This window comes from Variovorax sp. GW821-FHT10C12, from assembly GCF_059415405.1.
Map to the genome: position 1 here is coordinate 49,023 of NZ_JBWKNE010000005.1, position 16,577 is coordinate 65,599.

General features: G+C 69.3%; 14 protein-coding genes. 13 read left to right on the top strand and 1 reads right to left on the bottom strand.

From position 1 onward, the window contains the following. Window positions 1-10: 10 nt before the first annotated feature. From AC07OH_RS21570 to AC07OH_RS21620, 11 genes are all read left to right on the top strand, one after another. Complete coding sequence (locus tag AC07OH_RS21570) at window positions 11-652, top strand: amino acid synthesis family protein (RefSeq protein WP_495302061.1); 642 nt, start codon at window positions 11-13, stop codon at window positions 650-652. A 38-nt stretch (window positions 653-690) separates the two neighbouring features. Continuing rightward, window positions 691-1,275, top strand: a complete 585-nt coding sequence (locus AC07OH_RS21575; RefSeq protein ID WP_159273450.1) for an amino acid synthesis family protein — start codon at window positions 691-693, stop codon at window positions 1,273-1,275. A 59-nt stretch (window positions 1,276-1,334) separates the two neighbouring features. Beyond that, on the top strand, window positions 1,335-2,540 hold the full coding sequence (locus tag AC07OH_RS21580; protein WP_062473975.1) for an ABC transporter substrate-binding protein: 1,206 nt from the start codon (window positions 1,335-1,337) through the stop codon (window positions 2,538-2,540). Window positions 2,541-2,620: 80 nt separating this feature from the next. Then, window positions 2,621-4,546: an ABC transporter permease gene (locus AC07OH_RS21585; protein WP_307589730.1), complete on the top strand. Its 1,926-nt coding sequence runs from the start codon at window positions 2,621-2,623 to the stop codon at window positions 4,544-4,546. Then, the gene (locus AC07OH_RS21590) at window positions 4,543-5,334 is read left to right on the top strand and encodes an ABC transporter ATP-binding protein (protein WP_095949850.1); all 792 of its coding nucleotides are present in this window, start codon (window positions 4,543-4,545) and stop codon (window positions 5,332-5,334) included. Before AC07OH_RS21585 ends, AC07OH_RS21590 begins: the two co-directional genes overlap by 4 nt. Continuing rightward, entirely contained in the window at window positions 5,331-6,065 is a 735-nt protein-coding gene (locus AC07OH_RS21595; RefSeq protein WP_139703387.1) for an ABC transporter ATP-binding protein, read from the top strand. The genes AC07OH_RS21590 and AC07OH_RS21595 overlap by 4 nt, the downstream gene beginning before the upstream one ends. A 34-nt stretch (window positions 6,066-6,099) precedes the next feature. After that, window positions 6,100-6,828: a bifunctional nicotinamidase/pyrazinamidase gene (pncA, locus tag AC07OH_RS21600; RefSeq protein ID WP_192194426.1), complete on the top strand. Its 729-nt coding sequence runs from the start codon at window positions 6,100-6,102 to the stop codon at window positions 6,826-6,828. 70 nt (window positions 6,829-6,898) lie between these two features. After that, on the top strand, window positions 6,899-8,059 hold the full coding sequence (locus tag AC07OH_RS21605; protein ID WP_495302062.1) for an ABC transporter substrate-binding protein: 1,161 nt from the start codon (window positions 6,899-6,901) through the stop codon (window positions 8,057-8,059). Continuing rightward, window positions 8,037-8,549 carry a (2Fe-2S)-binding protein gene (locus tag AC07OH_RS21610; RefSeq protein WP_495302063.1) on the top strand — a complete coding sequence of 171 codons (513 nt, stop codon included), beginning with the start codon at window positions 8,037-8,039 and terminating at the stop codon, window positions 8,547-8,549. The genes AC07OH_RS21605 and AC07OH_RS21610 overlap by 23 nt, the downstream gene beginning before the upstream one ends. Continuing rightward, entirely contained in the window at window positions 8,546-12,259 is a 3,714-nt protein-coding gene (locus AC07OH_RS21615; protein ID WP_495302064.1) for a molybdopterin cofactor-binding domain-containing protein, read from the top strand. Before AC07OH_RS21610 ends, AC07OH_RS21615 begins: the two co-directional genes overlap by 4 nt. 65 nt (window positions 12,260-12,324) lie before the next feature. After that, window positions 12,325-13,512 carry a fumarylacetoacetate hydrolase family protein gene (locus AC07OH_RS21620; RefSeq protein ID WP_495302065.1) on the top strand — a complete coding sequence of 396 codons (1,188 nt, stop codon included), beginning with the start codon at window positions 12,325-12,327 and terminating at the stop codon, window positions 13,510-13,512. Between the two features lie 26 nt (window positions 13,513-13,538). On the opposite strand, the gene AC07OH_RS21625 is transcribed toward AC07OH_RS21620, so the two are convergent. Next, entirely contained in the window at window positions 13,539-15,086 is a 1,548-nt protein-coding gene (locus AC07OH_RS21625) for a YifB family Mg chelatase-like AAA ATPase (RefSeq protein ID WP_495302066.1), read from the bottom strand. 217 nt (window positions 15,087-15,303) lie between these two features. On the opposite strand from AC07OH_RS21625, the gene AC07OH_RS21630 reads away from it, so the two are divergent. Together AC07OH_RS21630 and glnK are read left to right on the top strand one after the other, a co-directional pair. Beyond that, window positions 15,304-16,167 carry a TorF family putative porin gene (locus tag AC07OH_RS21630; protein ID WP_492682381.1) on the top strand — a complete coding sequence of 288 codons (864 nt, stop codon included), beginning with the start codon at window positions 15,304-15,306 and terminating at the stop codon, window positions 16,165-16,167. Window positions 16,168-16,237: 70 nt separating this feature from the next. Further along, window positions 16,238-16,576, top strand: a complete 339-nt coding sequence (gene glnK / locus AC07OH_RS21635; protein WP_099794566.1) for a P-II family nitrogen regulator — start codon at window positions 16,238-16,240, stop codon at window positions 16,574-16,576. The last annotated feature ends 1 nt before the right edge of the window (window position 16,577 follow it).

Consider the following 16,577-nt stretch of genomic DNA (forward strand, 5'->3'; position numbering starts at 1 on the left):
GTTCTTTTTCATGATCGAAATCCGTCGCGTCTTCACCCATGTCGAGCACATCCACCACGAGTTCGGACCGCGTGCCGAAACCCCGCTGGTGCGCGGTGCCATCGGCGCGGTGCTGACCAATCCTTTCGCGGGCCGCTACGAGCCCGACATCCTGCCGATGATGGCGCTGCTCGACCCCGTGGGCGTCGACATGGCGCACCAGCTGCACGCCGCCATGGACGTGCCGCTCGAACAGATCGCCACCTACGGCAAGGGCGCCATCGTCGGCGCCGACGGCGAGCTGGAGCACGGCGCGCTGTGGCATGTGCCCGGCGGCTATGCGATGCGGGAGCTGCTCGGCTGGAAGGGCAGCCGCGCCGCCTACACCGCGGGCAAGGCCGAAGAGAAAGCCGGCCAGCCCGGCAACGCGCTGTCGATCGTGCCCTCGACCAAGAAGGTCGGCCCGCCCGGCGCCGCGCTCGACGTGCCGCTCACCAACATCAACGCGAGCTACGTGCGCGGCCAGTTCGATGCCATCGAGGTGCGCGTGCCCGGCGCGCCGATGGCCGACGAGATCGTCTTCATCCTCGCGATGAGCACCGGCTACCGCGTGCATGCGCGCGTCGGCGGCCTGCTCGCCAAGGACATCAGCAAGTGGGACGGCCTGCGCTGACCGCACAAGACAAGAGACAAGACAAGGAACACACAGACATGACCGCCAACATCCGCAAGCTCGTCATCCAGGTCGATGAAACCCGCAAGGAAATGGGCCAGGACGTGACGCCGCCCACGCGCCGCGCCGTCGCCATCGCCGTCATCGAGAACCCCTACGCCGGCCGCTACAGCGAGAACCTCGACGAGCTCATCGCCATCGGCGAAGAGCTCGGCGCGCTGCTGGGCCAGAAGGCCGTGAAGGCGCTGGGCATCGAGCCCGGCCAGGCGCAGAGCTACGGCAAGGCCGCCATCGTCGGCGAGCGCGGCGAGCTGGAGCATGCCGCCGCGATCCTGCATCCCAAGCTGGGCGCGCCGCTGCGCGTGGCGGTCGAGAAGGGCGCCGCGCTCGTGCCCTCGGCCAAGAAGCAGGGCACGCTGGGCACCGCCATCGACGTGCCGCTGGGCCACAAGGACGCCGCCTTCGTGCGCAGCCACTTCGACGCCGTCGAGGCCCGCGTGGCCGACGCGCCGCGCGCCAACGAGATCGTCGTGGCCGTGGCCGTCACCGACAGCGGCCGTCCGCTGCCGCGCGTCGGTGGCCTGCAGGTCAGCGAGATCAAGGGCGAAGACGGTCTTCGCTGACCTGTCATTGCATCGTCACCCGCATCGTGTTTTCTGTTCGAACTTCTAGGAGCTTCCCGATGAATCCATTGCGCCTTGCCTTCTGCGCCGCTTCCGTCGTCACGCTGGCCACCGCCCTCGTCCCCGCGCATGCGCAGGGCGTGATCAAGATCGGCGAAATCAACAGCTACAAGGCGCAGCCCGCCTTCCTCGAGCCCTACAAGAAGGGCATGGAACTGGCGGTCGACGAGATCAACGCCAAGGGCGGCGTCAACGGCAAGAAGCTGGAGCTCATCAGCCGCGACGACAACGCCAACCCCGGCGACGCCGTGCGCGTGGCCGAAGAGCTCATCTCGCGCGAGAAGGTCGACGTGCTGGCCGGCGCCTTCCTGTCGAACACCGGCCTGGCGCTCACCGACTTCGCCAAGCAGAAAAAATTCTTCTACCTCGCCGCCGAGCCGCTCACCGACAAGATCGTCTGGAGCAACGGCAACAAGTACACCTACCGCCTGCGCCCCTCGACCTACATGCAGGTCGCGATGCTCGTGCCCGAGGCCGCCAAGCTCAAGAAGAAGCGCTGGGCCATCGTGTACCCCAACTACGAATACGGCCAGTCGTCGGTCGCCACCTTCAAGACGCTGCTCAAGGCGATCCAGCCCGACGTCGAGTTCGTCGCCGAGCAGGCGCCGCCGCTGGGCAAGGTCGATGCGGGCAGCGTGGTGCAGGCCCTGGCCGATGCCAAGCCCGACGCCATCTTCAACGTGCTGTTCGGCGCCGACCTGTCCAAGTTCGTGCGCGAAGGCAACACGCGCGGCCTGTTCAAGGACCGTGAGGTCGTGAGCGTGCTGACCGGCGAGCCCGAGTACCTCGACCCGCTGAAGGACGAAGCGCCCAACGGCTGGGTCGTCACCGGCTACCCCTGGTACGGCGTGAAGACCGCCGAGCACAAGGCCTTCAACGACGCCTACCAGGCCAAGTTCAAGGACTACCCGCGCCTGGGCTCGGTGGTGGGCTACAGCGCCATCTACTCGATCGCCGCCGGCGTGAAGAAGGCCGGCAGCACCGACACCGAGAAGCTCGTCGCGGCCTTCAAGGGCCTGCAGGTCGACACGCCCTTCGGCAAGATCAGCTACCGCGCACAGGACAACCAGTCCACCATGGGCGCGTACGTCGGCAAGACCAAGAACGACGGCGGCAAGGGCGTGATGGTCGACTACGTGTACCTCGACGGTGCCAAGTTCCAGCCCACCGACGACGAAGTGAAGAAGATGCGCCCCGCGGACTGACCACGCGCGGCTCCTGCAACGCGCCTGCCGTCGGTCGATGACGGCAAGGCGCGGTGTCTCCAGTTTCCTCAGGGTCCCTCATGAGCTTTTCAGGCTTCGTTGTTCAGTTGCTCAACGGGTTGGCTGGCGCGTCTTCGCTGTTTCTGGTGGCGGCCGGCCTCTCGTTGATCTTCGGCGTGACGCGCATCGTCAACTTCGCCCATGGATCTTTTTTCATGGTGGGCATCTACACCGCGTACACGCTGGTCGAGAAGCTCGGCCCGAGCGTGGGCTTCTGGCCTGCGCTCTTGATCGCCGCGCTCGCGGTGGGCGTGCTGGGTGCGCTCATCGAGGTGCTGCTGCTGCGCCGCATCTACAAGGCGCCCGAGCTGTTCCAGCTGCTGGCCACCTTCGCGCTGGTGCTGGTCATCAAGGACGCGGTGCTGTGGCTCTGGGGCCCTGACGAGCTGCTCGGTCCGCGCGCGCCGGGCCTGAAGGGCTCGGTCGAAATCCTCGGGCGCCAGTTTCCTTCCTACGACCTGTTCCTGATCGTCGTCGGCCCGCTGGTGCTCGGCCTCGTGTGGCTGCTGCTCACGCGCACGCGCTTCGGCACGCTGGTGCGCGCCGCCACGCAAGACCGCGAGATGGTCAGCGCGCTGGGCGTCAACCAGGCCTGGCTCTTCACCGCCGTGTTCGCGCTCGGCGCGCTGCTCGCGGGCCTGGGCGGGGCGCTGCAACTGCCGCGCGAACCCGCCACGCTGGAGATGGACCTGAACACCATCGGCGCCGCCTTCGTCGTGGTGGTGGTCGGCGGCATGGGCTCGCTGCCCGGCGCCTACGTGGCCGCGCTGCTCATCGCCGAGATCAAGGCCGTGTGCATCTGGCTGGGCGTGGTGCAGATCTTCGGCATCGACGTGTCGTTCTCCAAGCTCACGCTGATGGTCGACTTCCTCGTGATGGCCATCGTGCTGGTGTGGCGCCCCTGGGGCCTGTTCGGCCGGCCGCAGGCGCCGAGCCGCTACGTCGGCATGCAGGAAGAGCCGCTGCGCCGCCCGAGCACCGCCTACATCGTGGCCGCCGCCGGGCTGGCGCTGGTGCTGGCCGCGCTGCCGCTGCTGACGGCCGGATCGCCCTACACCACGGTGCTGATGATCGACCTGCTGATCGCCGCGCTGTTCGCCACCAGCCTGCACTTCATCATGGGGCCGGCCGGCATGCACTCCTTCGGCCACGCCGCCTACTTCGGCCTCGGGGCCTACGGCGCGGCGCTGCTGGTGCGCGCGCTGCATCTGCCGATGGAGTTGGCCCTCGTGGTCGCGCCGCTGGTGGCGGCGCTCGGCGCCTTCGTCTACGGCTGGTTCGCCGTGCGGCTGTCGGGCGTGTACCTGGCGATGCTCACGCTGGCCTTTGCGCAGATCACCTGGGCCGTCACCTACCAGTGGGACAGCTTCACGGGCGGCAGCAACGGCCTGACCGGCGTGTGGCCGTCGGAGTGGCTGTCGAACAAGCAGGTGTACTACTGGCTCACGCTGGTGCTCGTGGGCGCGGGCGTGTGGTGGCTGCGCCGCGTGCTGTTCTCGCCCTTCGGCTATGCGCTGCGCGCGGGCCGCGACTCGGTGCTGCGCGCCGACGCCATCGGCATCGACGTCAAGCGCATGCAGTGGGCGGCCTTCGTCATCGCCGGCACCGTGGCGGGCCTGGCCGGTGCGCTCTATGCGTTTTCCAAGGGCAGCATCTCGCCCGAGAGCCTGTCGGTCGGCAAGTCGGTCGACGGCCTCGTGATGGTGCTGCTGGGCGGCATCCAGACGCTGGCGGGGCCGGTGGTCGGCGCCGTCACCTTCACCTGGCTGCACGACACCGTGGCGCGCAACACCGACTACTGGCGCGCGATGCTCGGCGCCATCATCCTGATCCTGGTGCTCTTGTTCCCGCAGGGCATTGCAGGCTCGATCAAGCAGCTCGTCGATCGCTGGCGCGCACCGAAGCATGATGAAGCAGACGCCAAGCTCAAGGAGGTGAAGGCATGAGCCTCCTCAAAGTCACCAACCTCGGCAAATCCTTCGGCGGCGTGAAGGCCGTCGACGGCATCAGCTTCGAGCTGCCGCCCGGCGAGCTGCTGGCGCTCATCGGCCCCAACGGCGCCGGCAAGTCGACCACCTTCAACATGGTGAACGGCCAGCTCAAGGCCGACCAGGGCTCGATCACGCTCGACGGCCACGAACTCGTGGGCCGCAAGCCGCGCGAGATCTGGCGCAAGGGCGTGGGCCGCACCTTCCAGATCGCAGAAACTTTTGCCTCGCTCACCGTGGTCGAGAACGTGCAGATGGCGCTGCTATCGCACGACCACAAGCTGTTCTCGATGTGGCGCCGTGCGGCCGACCACAAGCGCGACGAGGCGCTGGCGCTGCTCGACCAGGTCGGCATGAAGGCGCAGGCCGACCGGCCCTGCAGCGTGCTGGCCTACGGCGACGTGAAGCGCGTCGAACTTGCCATCGCCATGGCCAACTCGCCCAAGCTGCTGCTCATGGACGAGCCCACCGCCGGCATGGCGCCCCAGGAGCGCAACTCGCTCATGGCGCTCACCAAGGACCTCGTCATCCAGCGCGGCATGGCCGTGCTCTTCACCGAGCACAGCATGGACGTGGTGTTCGCGTACGCCGATCGCATGATCGTGCTGGCGCGCGGGCGCCTCATCGCGCAGGGCAAGCCGCTGGAAATCCGCGACCACCCGAAGGTGCAGGAGGTGTACTTCGGCAGCGGCAAGACCTTCGAGAAGATCGCCGAGAAAGCCGCAGCGCTGGGAGTTACCGCATGAGCACGCACGAACCTCTTCTCGAAGCCAAGGCCCTGTGTGCCTGGTACGGCGCCGCGCAGATCCTCTACGACGTCGACCTCGAAGTGCGACGCGGCGAAGTCGTCGCGCTCATGGGCCGCAACGGCGCGGGCAAGTCGACCACGCTCAAGACGCTCATCGGCATGCTCACCAAGCGCCGCGGCGCCGTGCGCTTCCTGGGCCACGACATTTCGAAGAGCGAGCCGCACCACGCGGCGCGCCTGGGCCTGGGCTTCGTGCCCGAAGACCGGCGCGTGTTCACCGACCTCACGGTGATGGAAAACCTCGAGGTCGGCAAGCAGCCCGCGCGCCAGTGGGCCGACGGCACGGCCGCGCCGCTGTGGACGCCCGAGCGCCTGTTCCAGCTGTTCCCCAACCTCGGCGAGATGCCCAACCGCCCCGGTGGCCGCATGAGCGGCGGCGAGCAGCAGATGCTCACCGTGGCGCGCACGCTGATGGGCAACCCCTACCTCGTGTTGCTCGACGAGCCCTCCGAGGGCGTGGCCCCCGTCATCGTCGAGCAGATGGCCAACATGATCCTCGAGCTCAAGGCGCAGGGCGTGAGCATCCTGCTGTCGGAGCAGAACATGCACTTCGCCGAGCTGGTCTCCGACCGCGCCTACGTGCTCGAGAAGGGGCAGATCCGTTACCACGCCACGATGGCCGAGTTGGCGGCCAACGAAGAAGTGCGCAGGGCTTACCTCAGCGTCTGACCGTTTCCTTTCCTCAACCACCGGAGTCCACACCATGCATCGCAGAACCGTCTTGAAGTCCGCCGCTGCCCTTGGGCTCGTCGGCAGCCTCGGCAGTTTCGGTCTCTCGTCCGCTTTCGCGGCCGGCAAGATCAAGCCCGGCGGCAAGGCCGCGCTGATCGTGGTCGACGTGCAGAACTGTTTTCTCGACGGCGGCACGCTCGCGGTGAAGGGGGGCAACGAGGTGATCCCGGTCATCAACGCGCTGGCGCCCGCGTTCCAGAACATCGTCGTCACGCAGGACTGGCACACGGCGGGCCATGCCTCGTTCGCCAGCACCTACAGCGGCAAGAAGCCCTTCGAGACCACGAAGCTCAACTACGGCACACAGGTGCTGTGGCCCGACCACTGCGTGCAGGGCACCGACGATGCGGCGCTCGGCAAGGAGCTGAAGGTGCCGACCGCGCAGCTCATCATCCGCAAGGGCTTCCACAAGGACATGGACAGCTACTCCGCCTTCGAGGAGGCCGACCACAAGACGGCCACCGGCCTGGCCGGCTACCTCAAGGCGCGCGGCATCAAGACCGTGTTCGTCACCGGCCTGGCCACCGATTTCTGCGTGGCCTGGACCGCGATGGACGCGCGCAAGGCCGGCTTCGAGGCCTACGTGATCGAAGACGCCACGCGCGGCATCGACCTCAACGGTTCGCTGGCCGCCGCCTGGAAGCAGATGACGGCCAAGGGCGTCAAGCGCATCCAGTCGGGCGACATCCAGGCCGGCTGACGACCCCGAAGTCCGCGGCGCCGCCGCGGCAACACCCCTCCGACGACAACAACAAAGAGACAGACGACGCATGAAGCTTTCGATTTCAAGGCGCACCCTGGTGGCGGGCGGCGCGGCCCTGGCGCTCGGCCCCGGCCTGCTGCGGCCGGCGCGCGCGGACAACGGCGTGACGGACAGCACCATCCGCATCGGCCAGTCGGCCGTGTTCAGCGGCCCGGCGAAAGACTTCGGCGTCGACTACCGCGCGGGCATCCAGCTGTACTTCGACCGCGTCAACAAGTCGGGCGGCATCCACGGCCGCAAGATCGAACTCGTCACCTACGACGACGCCTACGAGCCCGCGAAGACGGCCACCAACACCGCCAAGCTGATCGACGAGGACAAGGTCTTCGCGCTCACCGGCTACGTCGCCACGGGCAACCTCGCGGCCGCGATGCCGCTGGCCGAGAAGGCCGGCGTGCCGATGTTCGCGCCGCTGGTGGGCACCACGTCGTTCCGCACAAAAACCAACCGCTACCTGTTCCACGTGCGCGCGGGCTACGACCTGGAGCTGCGCAAGATCATCAGCCACCTCTCGACCCTGGGCATCCAGTCGATCGCCGTGGTCTACCAGGACAGCGCCTTCGGCAAGTCGAACCTCGCCACCTGCGAGCAGCTGGCCGCCGAATACAAGGTGAAGGTGGTGCAGACGCTGCCCATGGCCATCGCGGCCGAAGACGCCAAGCAGGTGATCGGCGGGCTCGCCGAGGGCCGCCCCGGCGCCGTCGTGATGATTATGGCCGGGCGCATGACTGAGGTCTTCATCCGCGACTACCGCGCGAGCGGTGCGGCGGCGCCGCTGTACACGCTGTCGGTCGGCATCACCGACGCGGCGGGTTCGGCCAAGCGGCTCGAAGGCAAGCTCGCCGGGCTGGTCACGGCCAGCATCGTGCCGCCGCCCGGTGCGCAGCGCGTGCCCATCGTGGCCGACTACCAGCGCGACCGCGCCGAGTTCGGCCAGAAGATCGACAGCTACACCGCGCTCGAGGGCTACATCGTCGCGCGCGTGATGGCCGAGGGCCTGCGCCGCGCGGGCAAGGCGCTCACGCGCGACAGCTTCATCGCCGGGCTCGAGAGCATCGGCAGCACGCGCTTCGGCGACTTCCCCGTCGACTACAGCGCGAAGAACCACAACGGCTCGACCTTCGTGGACCTGGAGATGTACACCCGTGACGGCCAGTTGCGGCGCTGAGCCGCTGCACCTGCAGGTCAACGGCCGGGCGCACGCGCTCGCCGACGTGCCGCGCGAAGCCTCGCTGCTGCACCTGCTGCGCAACGACCTCGGGCTCAACGGGCCCAAGTACGGCTGCGGACTCGGGCAGTGCGGTGCGTGCACGGTGCACGTCGACGGCGTGGCCGCGCGGTCCTGCGTGATTCCCGCGCATGGCGTGACAGGGCGCCACATCACCACGCTCGAAGGCCTGGGCATGCGCGGGCGCTGGCATCCGGTGCAGGCCGCCTTCGAAGACGCGCAGGCCGCGCAGTGCGGCTACTGCCTCAACGGCATGGTCATGCAGGTGGCGGCACTGCTCGCGCGTGATCCCAACGCGAGCGAGGCGCGCATCCGCAGCGAGCTCTCGGGCAACCTGTGCCGCTGCGGCACGCACATCGAGATCCTCGACGCCGTGCAGCGCGCCGCCGTGCGCCTGCGCGCGGCCCCGCCGGACGCCCCCGCCGCATGACGCGCCGCGCCGACCTGCCGCAGACCCGCGCGGAGTTCCTCGCCGCCGACGGTGTGCTGCTGGTGGTGCGCGAGGCACCGCCCCCGCCGCCGCCCGCCAAGGGCCAGCCCGCCTTCATCGCCAGCCACCCCAGCGAAGGCGACGAGGTGCTGCTCGCGCTGTGGGACGACGGCAGCGTCTCCGCGCTCAACGGCCACGTCGACCTGGGCACCGGCATCCAGACCGCGCTGGCGCAGATCGTGGCCGAGGAGCTCGACCTCGGCATGCCCTGTGTGCGCATGATGCTCGGCGACACCGCGCGCGCGCCCAACCAGGGCGCGACCATCGCGAGCGCGTCGATCCAGATCCACGCGCAGCCGCTGCGGCTGGCCGCCGCGCAGGCACGCGCCTGGCTGCTGGCGCGCGCGGCCGAACGGCTGGGCGTGGCCGTCGATGCGCTGCAGGTGCGCAACGGCGTGGTGCGCGTGGCCGAGGCGCCGGACCGTCACGTCAACTACGCGGACCTCGTGGCGCACCGACGCACCGTGCTGCGGCTGGACCTCGACGTCACCCCCAAGAACCCCGCTGACTACCGCCTCGTCGGCACGCGCCAGGCGCGCGTCGACATCCCGGCCAAGCTCGCGGGCGACCTCGTGTTCGTGCACGACATGCGCGTGCCCGGCATGCTGCACGGCCGTGTCGTGCGCCCCCCGTATGCGGGCGCGGACCATGGCGAGTTCATCGGCAACACGCTCGAAGCGGTCGACGAATCGTCGATCGCGCACATCCCCGGCATCCGCGCCGTGGTCGTGGTGCGCGACTTCGTCGGCATCGTCGCCGAGCGCGAAGAGCACGCCGAACAGGCGATGCGCGAACTGCGCGTGACCTGGAAGCCCTGGCCCGGCATGCCCGACCTGCGCGACGTGGCGCAGGCCCTGCGCGACAACCCCTCGACGCAGCGCCTGCTGGTCGACGAAGGCGACGTCGACGGTGCCATGGCCGCCGCTGCGCAGCCGATGCAGCGCACCTACGTGTGGCCCTACCAGATGCATGCGTCCATCGGCCCGTCGTGCGCGCTGGCCGAGTGGCAACCGGCCGACGGCAGCGGCATGCAGCTGCGCTGCTGGGCCGGGTCGCAGAACCCGCACGTGCTGCGCGCCGATCTGGCCAAGCTCATGGGCGTGGACGACGTGCAGGTCGACGTCGTGCGCATGGAGGCCGCGGGCTGCTACGGCCGCAACGGTGCCGACGACGTGGCGGCCGATGCTGCGCTGCTCGCGCGCGCCGTGGGTGCGCCGGTGCGCGTGCAGCTCTCGCGCGAGCAGGAGCATGCGTGGGAGCCCAAGGGCGCCGCGCAGCTCATGGAGATCGACGGCGGGCTCATGGCCGACGGCCGCGTCGCCGCCTACGACTTCGAAACCTCTTATCCGTCGAACGGTGCGCCCACGCTGGCGCTGCTGCTCACGCGCACGGTCGAGCCCGTGGCGCAGGCCTACGAGATGGGCGACCGCACCGCGCGACCGCCGTACAGCTACGACAACCTGCGCGTGAAGGTCAACGACATGGCGCCGATCGTGCGCGCCTCGTGGCTGCGCGGCGTGTCGGCGCTGCCGAGTTCGTTCGCGCACGAGTCGTACATCGACGAGCTGGCCACGGCCGCGGGTGTCGACCCCGTGCAGTTCCGCCTGCGGCACCTGGACGACCCGCGCGCGGTCGAGCTCGTGCAGGCCACCGCGCAGAAGGCCGGCTGGCGCATGCGCACCGGGCCGCAGGAGAACGCCGACGGCGGGCTCGGCGAAGGCGGCGACATCCTCTTCGGCCAGGGCTTTGCGTACGCGCGCTACATCCACAGCAAGTGGCCGGGCTTCGGCGCGGCGTGGGCCGCGTGGGTGGCCGATGTCGAGGTCAACCAGAAGACCGGCGAGGTGCATGTGCGCCGCGTGGTGGTGGGGCACGACGCGGGGCTGCTGGTCAACCCGGCGGGGGTCGAGCACCAGGTGCACGGCAACGTGATCCAGACCACGAGCCGCGCGCTCAAGGAGCAGGTGCAGTTCGCGCCGCAGCAAGGTGCTGCTGCAGGCGGTTCGCAGTTGCCGGGCGTGTTGCCTTCGGGCGTGGTCGCGAGCCGCGAATGGGGCAGCTACCCGATCCTCAATTTCCGCGACGTGCCGGTGATCGAGGTGATGCACATGCCGCGCCCGGGCGAGCCGTCGCTGGGTGCGGGCGAGTCGTCGTCGGTGCCGGGCACGGCGGCGATCGCGAATGCGATCTTCGATGCGACGGGCGTGCGCTTCCGCTCGCCGCCGTTCACGCCGGAGACGGTGCTGGCGGAGTTGAACCGCGGTTCGCTGCCTCCGCCGCCGGGGCAGGGCGATGCCGCCGGACCTTCTTCGCCACCTGCCTCGAGCGCAGGCGTGAACAACGCCCTGTGGCCGCGCCGCAAGGGTGTGTGGGCCACCGGCGCCGCGCTCTTCATCGGCGGCCTTGGCGTCATCGCCGGCCTGCTCGGTTGGCGCTCCGCCATCGCGCCGGTGTCGCTCAGCGCACCGGTCTACAGCGAGTCCACCATCGAGCGCGGCCGCGTGCTCGCCGCGCTCGGCGACTGCGCTGTGTGCCACACCGCACCGGGCGGCGCGCCCAACGCCGGTGGCCGTGCGATGGAGACACCCTTCGGCACGCTCTACACCACCAACCTCACGCCCGACGCCGAGACGGGCCTGGGCCGCTGGTCGTTCAGCGCCTTCCAGCGCGCGATGCGCGAGGGCGTCTCGCGCGACGGCCATCACCTGTACCCCGCGTTCCCCTACACCGCCTTCGCGAAGACCAGCGACGACGACCTGCAGGCGCTCTATGCGTACTTCATGGCGATGCCGGCGGTGCGCGCGCCAACGCCCAAGTCCGAACTCAAGTTCCCGTTCAACCTGCGTCCGCTGATGGCCGGCTGGAACGCGCTGTTCCACGACCCCGCACCGCTGCCGTCCGTGCCCACGCAAAGCGCTGAATGGAACCGCGGTGCCTACCTCGTCAACGGCCTGGGCCACTGCGGCGCCTGCCACACGCCGCGCAACGCGCTCGGCGCGGAGCAGGGCGGCAGCGCGTTCCTCTCAGGCGCGATGGTCGATGGCTGGGAAGCGCCCGCGCTCACGCAGCTGTCGAAGGCCGCCGTGCCGTGGGACACCGACGCGCTGTACCGCTACCTGCGCAACGGCCACTCGCCGCGCCACGGCATCGCGGGCGGCCCGATGGCCGAGGTGGTGCGCGAACTTGCGCAGGTGCCCGACGCCGACGTGCGCGCAATGGCCGTCTACCTGGGCTCGTTCAACCCCGAGCCGGTCGCGCAACCGCAGGCGCTCGCGCAACAGGCCATCGACAACGCCGCGCGCACGCAGGGCCAGCTGCTCGGCCCCGCGCAGCGCATGTTCGACAGCGCCTGCGCCTCGTGCCACCACGACGGCGACGGCCCCACGCTGCTGGGCGTGAACACGCCGCTCGCACTCAACAGCAGCCTCACGAGCACGCGGCCCGACAACCTGCTGCGCACCATCCTCGACGGCGTGCGCGCGCCCGCGCACCGCGACATCGGCTTCATGCCCGCGTTCCGCGAGGCGCTGGACGACCGCCAGATCGCCGACCTCGCCGGCTACATGCGCGCACGCTTCGCGCCGCAGGAAACGCCGTGGCCGAACCTGCCCGCCGACGTGGCGCGCGTGCGGGCCACGCCGGGCCACTGACACACGGCGGTTCCCGGGGCGCGGCTACGATGGTGCGTAGACCTTATTCACGGAGACACAACGCCATGCCTTTGGACCTTTCGACCGCTTCCAGCCTGCCCCGCGACGCCGAGCGCGCCACCCTTGTCGGCCGTCTCTGGCAACCCGGCGTGGGCCCAGTGCTGGTGGCCGTGCAGGGCGATGGCCTGCACGACCTGTCGACGCTCGCGCCCACCATGAGCGATCTGCTCGAAGGCAAGGGCTCGCCGGCCGAAGCCGTGCGTGCCGCATTGCAAGCGGGAACCGCACCGCGCATCGCCGCGCTCGATGCCGTGCTCGCCAACAGCGACGAAAGTACGCGCGACAGCCACCAGGCCTGGCTGCTCGCACCCTGCGACCTGCAGGTCGTGAAGGCCAGCGGCGTGACCTTCGTCGCGAGCCTGCTCGAACGCGTGATCGAAGAGCAGGCGCGCGGCGATGCCTCGCGCGCCGAGGCCACGCGCGCGGCCATCGGCGATGTGCTCGGCGACAACCTCGCCGACATCGTGCCGGGCTCGCCCGAAGCCATGAAGGTGAAGGACGTGCTCATCGCGCAAGGCATGTGGTCGCAGTACCTCGAGGTCGGCATCGGCCCCGACGCCGAGGTCTTCACCAAGGCACCGGTGCTCGCGGCCGTGGGCACGGGCGCCGACGTGGGCATCCACGCGGACTCGGCCTGGAACAACCCCGAGCCCGAGGTCGTGCTCGCGGTGAACAGCCGCGGCGAGACGCTCGGCGCTGCGCTCGGCAACGACGTCAACCTGCGCGACTTCGAAGGCCGCAGCGCACTGCTGCTGGGCAAGGCCAAGGACAACAACGCCTCGTGCGCCATCGGCCCGTTCATCCGTCTGTTCGATGCGCACTTCGGCATCGCCGACGTGCGGCGCATCACGGTCGCGTTGAACGTGACAGGGCCCGAGGGCTTCACGCTCGAAGGGTCGAGTTCGCTGTCGAAGATCAGCCGCGATCCGCTCGACCTCGTGGCGCAGACACTCAACCGCCACCACGCCTACCCCGACGGTTTCATGTTGTTTCTGGGCACGATGTTCGCGCCGACACAAGACCGTCACGGACCGGGGCAAGGGTTCACGCACGTCGTGGGCGATCACGTGCGCATCGCGGCCCCCGAGCTGGGTGCCCTGAACAACCGCGTGGTCCATGCCGACCAGGCGCCGCGCTGGCGCTACGGCATCGGGGCGCTGATGCGCAACCTGGCCGGACGCGGCCTGCTGTAACCCGCCGCCAGGGCGCGTGGCGCTGTCTACGCGCCGCTGTGCAGCGCCCGCCGGTACTGCACGGCCTCGGCCACGTGTGCGACCTCCACCGTGTCCGCGCCCGCCAGGTCGGCGACCGTGCGCGCTACCTTCAGCACACGGTGCGTGCTGCGCGCCGACCAGCCGAGCTTGTTCGCGGCGTTGAACATGAACTGCCGCGCCGGCGTGTCGAGCGCGGCATGCGTGTCGATGGCACTGCCCTGCAGCGACTGGTTGGGCGTGCCCTGGCGCCGCATCGCGCGTTCGCGCGCGGCGATCACGCGGGTGCGGATGCTGGCGGTCGATTCGCCGGGCGGCGCGTCGAGCAGCAGCTGCGCGGGCACGGCGGGCACCTCGATGTGCAAGTCGATGCGGTCCAGCAGCGGGCCGCTGAGCTTGCCCTGGTAGCGCAGGATCTGGTCCGGCGTGCAGCGGCAGGCCTTGGCCGTGGTCGTTCCGAGGTAGCCGCAGGGGCAGGGGTTCATCGCCGCGACCAATTGGAAGCGCGCCGGAAATTCCGCGCGCCGCGCGGCCCGCGCGATGGTGATCGTGCCGGTCTCCAACGGTTCGCGCAGCGCCTCCAGCGCGGCGCGCGCGAATTCGGGGAATTCGTCGAGAAAGAGCACGCCGTGGTGCGCCTGCGAGATCTCGCCGGGCCGGGGCGGCGAGCCGCCGCCGACCAGCGCCACCGCACTGGCCGTGTGGTGCGGCGCCGCTGTCGGCCGGCACATCCAGCGCCCGGTGGCGAAGCGACCGCCCAGGCTCGCGATGGCGGCGCTTTCGAGCGCCTCGTCGATGCCCATCGGCGGCAGCAGGCCGGCAAAGCGCTGCGCGAGCATGGACTTGCCCGAACCCGGCTCGCCCACCATCAACAGGCTGTGGCCGCCGGCGGCGGCCACCTCCAGCGCGCGCTTGGCGCTGGCGTGGCCCTTGACGTCGGCCAGGTCGGCGTAGTGCGGCGCGGCATCGCCGGTCGCGGGGAGCACGCGGGTCCAGCCGTCGTCGGGGCCCTCGGGCGCGGATGCGGCGGCGTCGCGGTCGCTCAGGAACTGGCGCACCACGTCCAGCAGGTGCCGGGCGCCGTAGACCTCCCCGCCGGGCACCAGCGCGGCCTCGCGGGCGCTGTCCATGGGCAGCACCAGCCGCGTCGCCACGCCGCGCGTGTGCAGGGCCAGGGCCATCGCCAGCGTGCCGCGCACGGGGCGCAGCTCGCCCGACAGCGACAGCTCGCCCGCGAACTCGTGGCCGGCCAGCCGGGCGTTCTCGATCTGCCCGCTGGCCGCGAGGATGCCCAGGGCGATGGGCAGGTCGAAGCGGCCCGAATCCTTCGGCAGGTCGGCGGGCGCGAGATTGACGACGATCTTCTTGTTCGTAGGAAATTCAAGCCCGGCGTTCTGGATCGCCGAGCGCACGCGTTCGCGCGCTTCCTTGACCTCCGTCTCCGCCAGCCCCACCAGGGTGAAGCTCGGCAGGCCGTTCGCCAGATGCACCTCGACCGTGACGGCGGCGGCCTCCAGGCCGAGCAAGGCGCGGCTTTGCACCAAAGACAGACTCATTGTTCTCCCTCTCCCCAAGTTGGTGCGCCTGCGACATGCAGGCCCAGGACCGTGCAGCGTGCAAGCGTGTGCAACTGCCGGAAACAGGGCTTGTAACGATTTGGCGCTCACCGCCGCGCATCGCCGCCCTCTGGCCGGGGCGGTATTTGTGCACTTTGGCACGCTCCCTGCTTTGAGGGTGCTCAGGTCCAACAACACACTTGCGAGGAGTTCCCTGATGACGCACCGTACCGCCGCCCAGGCGTTGATCGTTCTGGCCACTGCACTGACCGCCTCGGGCGCCGCCATGGCCCAGGCCGCCGACGCTGCCGCCCCGGCACCCGCGCCCCTGCTCACGGGCAATGTCTCCCTGACCTCGAACTACAAGTTCCGCGGCCAGGACCAGGACATGATCGGCAAGAACGACTACGCCAAGACCAAGGGCTTCAAGCCCGCCATCCAGGGCGGCTTCGACTACGCCTTCGGCGAGAGCGGCTTCTACGTCGGCAACTGGAACTCCAGCGTCAACTGGCTCAAGGGCAACAGCATCGAGAGCGACATCTACGGCGGCTACAAGTTCAAGGCCGGCCCGGTCGACATGGACGTCGGTGCGCTGACCTACATCTACCCGGGCAACTCGGCAGGCAACACCACCGAGCTCTACGTGGGCGCCACCTACGCCAACGACAGCTTCGGCTCGTTCACGGCCAAGTACTCGCACACCGTCTCCAAGGACTACTTCGGCTACGCGGGCAACAAGGCCGGTTCGGGCCTGAAGGGCACCAACACCGGCTACCTGAACCTGGCCTACAGCAAGGAGATCGTGCCCAAGGTCACGCTGAAGGCGGCCGTGGGCTTCACCAACATGTCCAGCGACATCCGCAGCCTGGGCTACAAGAGCTACGTCGACTACAACATCGGCGCCACCTACGACTTCGGCAGCGGCCTGACGCTCACCGGCTCGGTGCAGGGTGCCAACAAGAAGAGCTCGTACCTCGCCGTGGCCAATCCGGGCTACGACTTCGGTTTCGGCACCTTCGGCCAGACGACGTACTCGCCCAACAAGGCACGCTTCATCGTCACGCTGACGAAGACGCTGTAATCGACACAACAACCAGGCGCGGCCCACGTTGCCGCGCCACCTTTCATCCATCCAGAAGGAGCAACTCATCATGAAGCTGGTCACAGCCATCATCAAACCGTTCAAGCTCGACGAGGTGCGCGAAGCACTCTCGGCCATCGGCGTGCAGGGCATCACCGTCACGGAAGTGAAGGGCTTCGGTCGCCAGAAGGGCCACACCGAGCTGTACCGCGGCGCCGAGTACGTGGTCGACTTCCTGCCCAAGGTGAAGATCGAGGCGGCCATCTCCGACGACCTCGTCGATCGCGTGATCGAGGCGGTGGAGGGCGCTGCGCGCACCGGGAAGATCGGCGACGGCAAGATCTTTGTCTACAACCTCGAGCAGGTCGTGCGCATCCGTACTGGCGAAACGGGCCGCGAAGCCCTCTGAT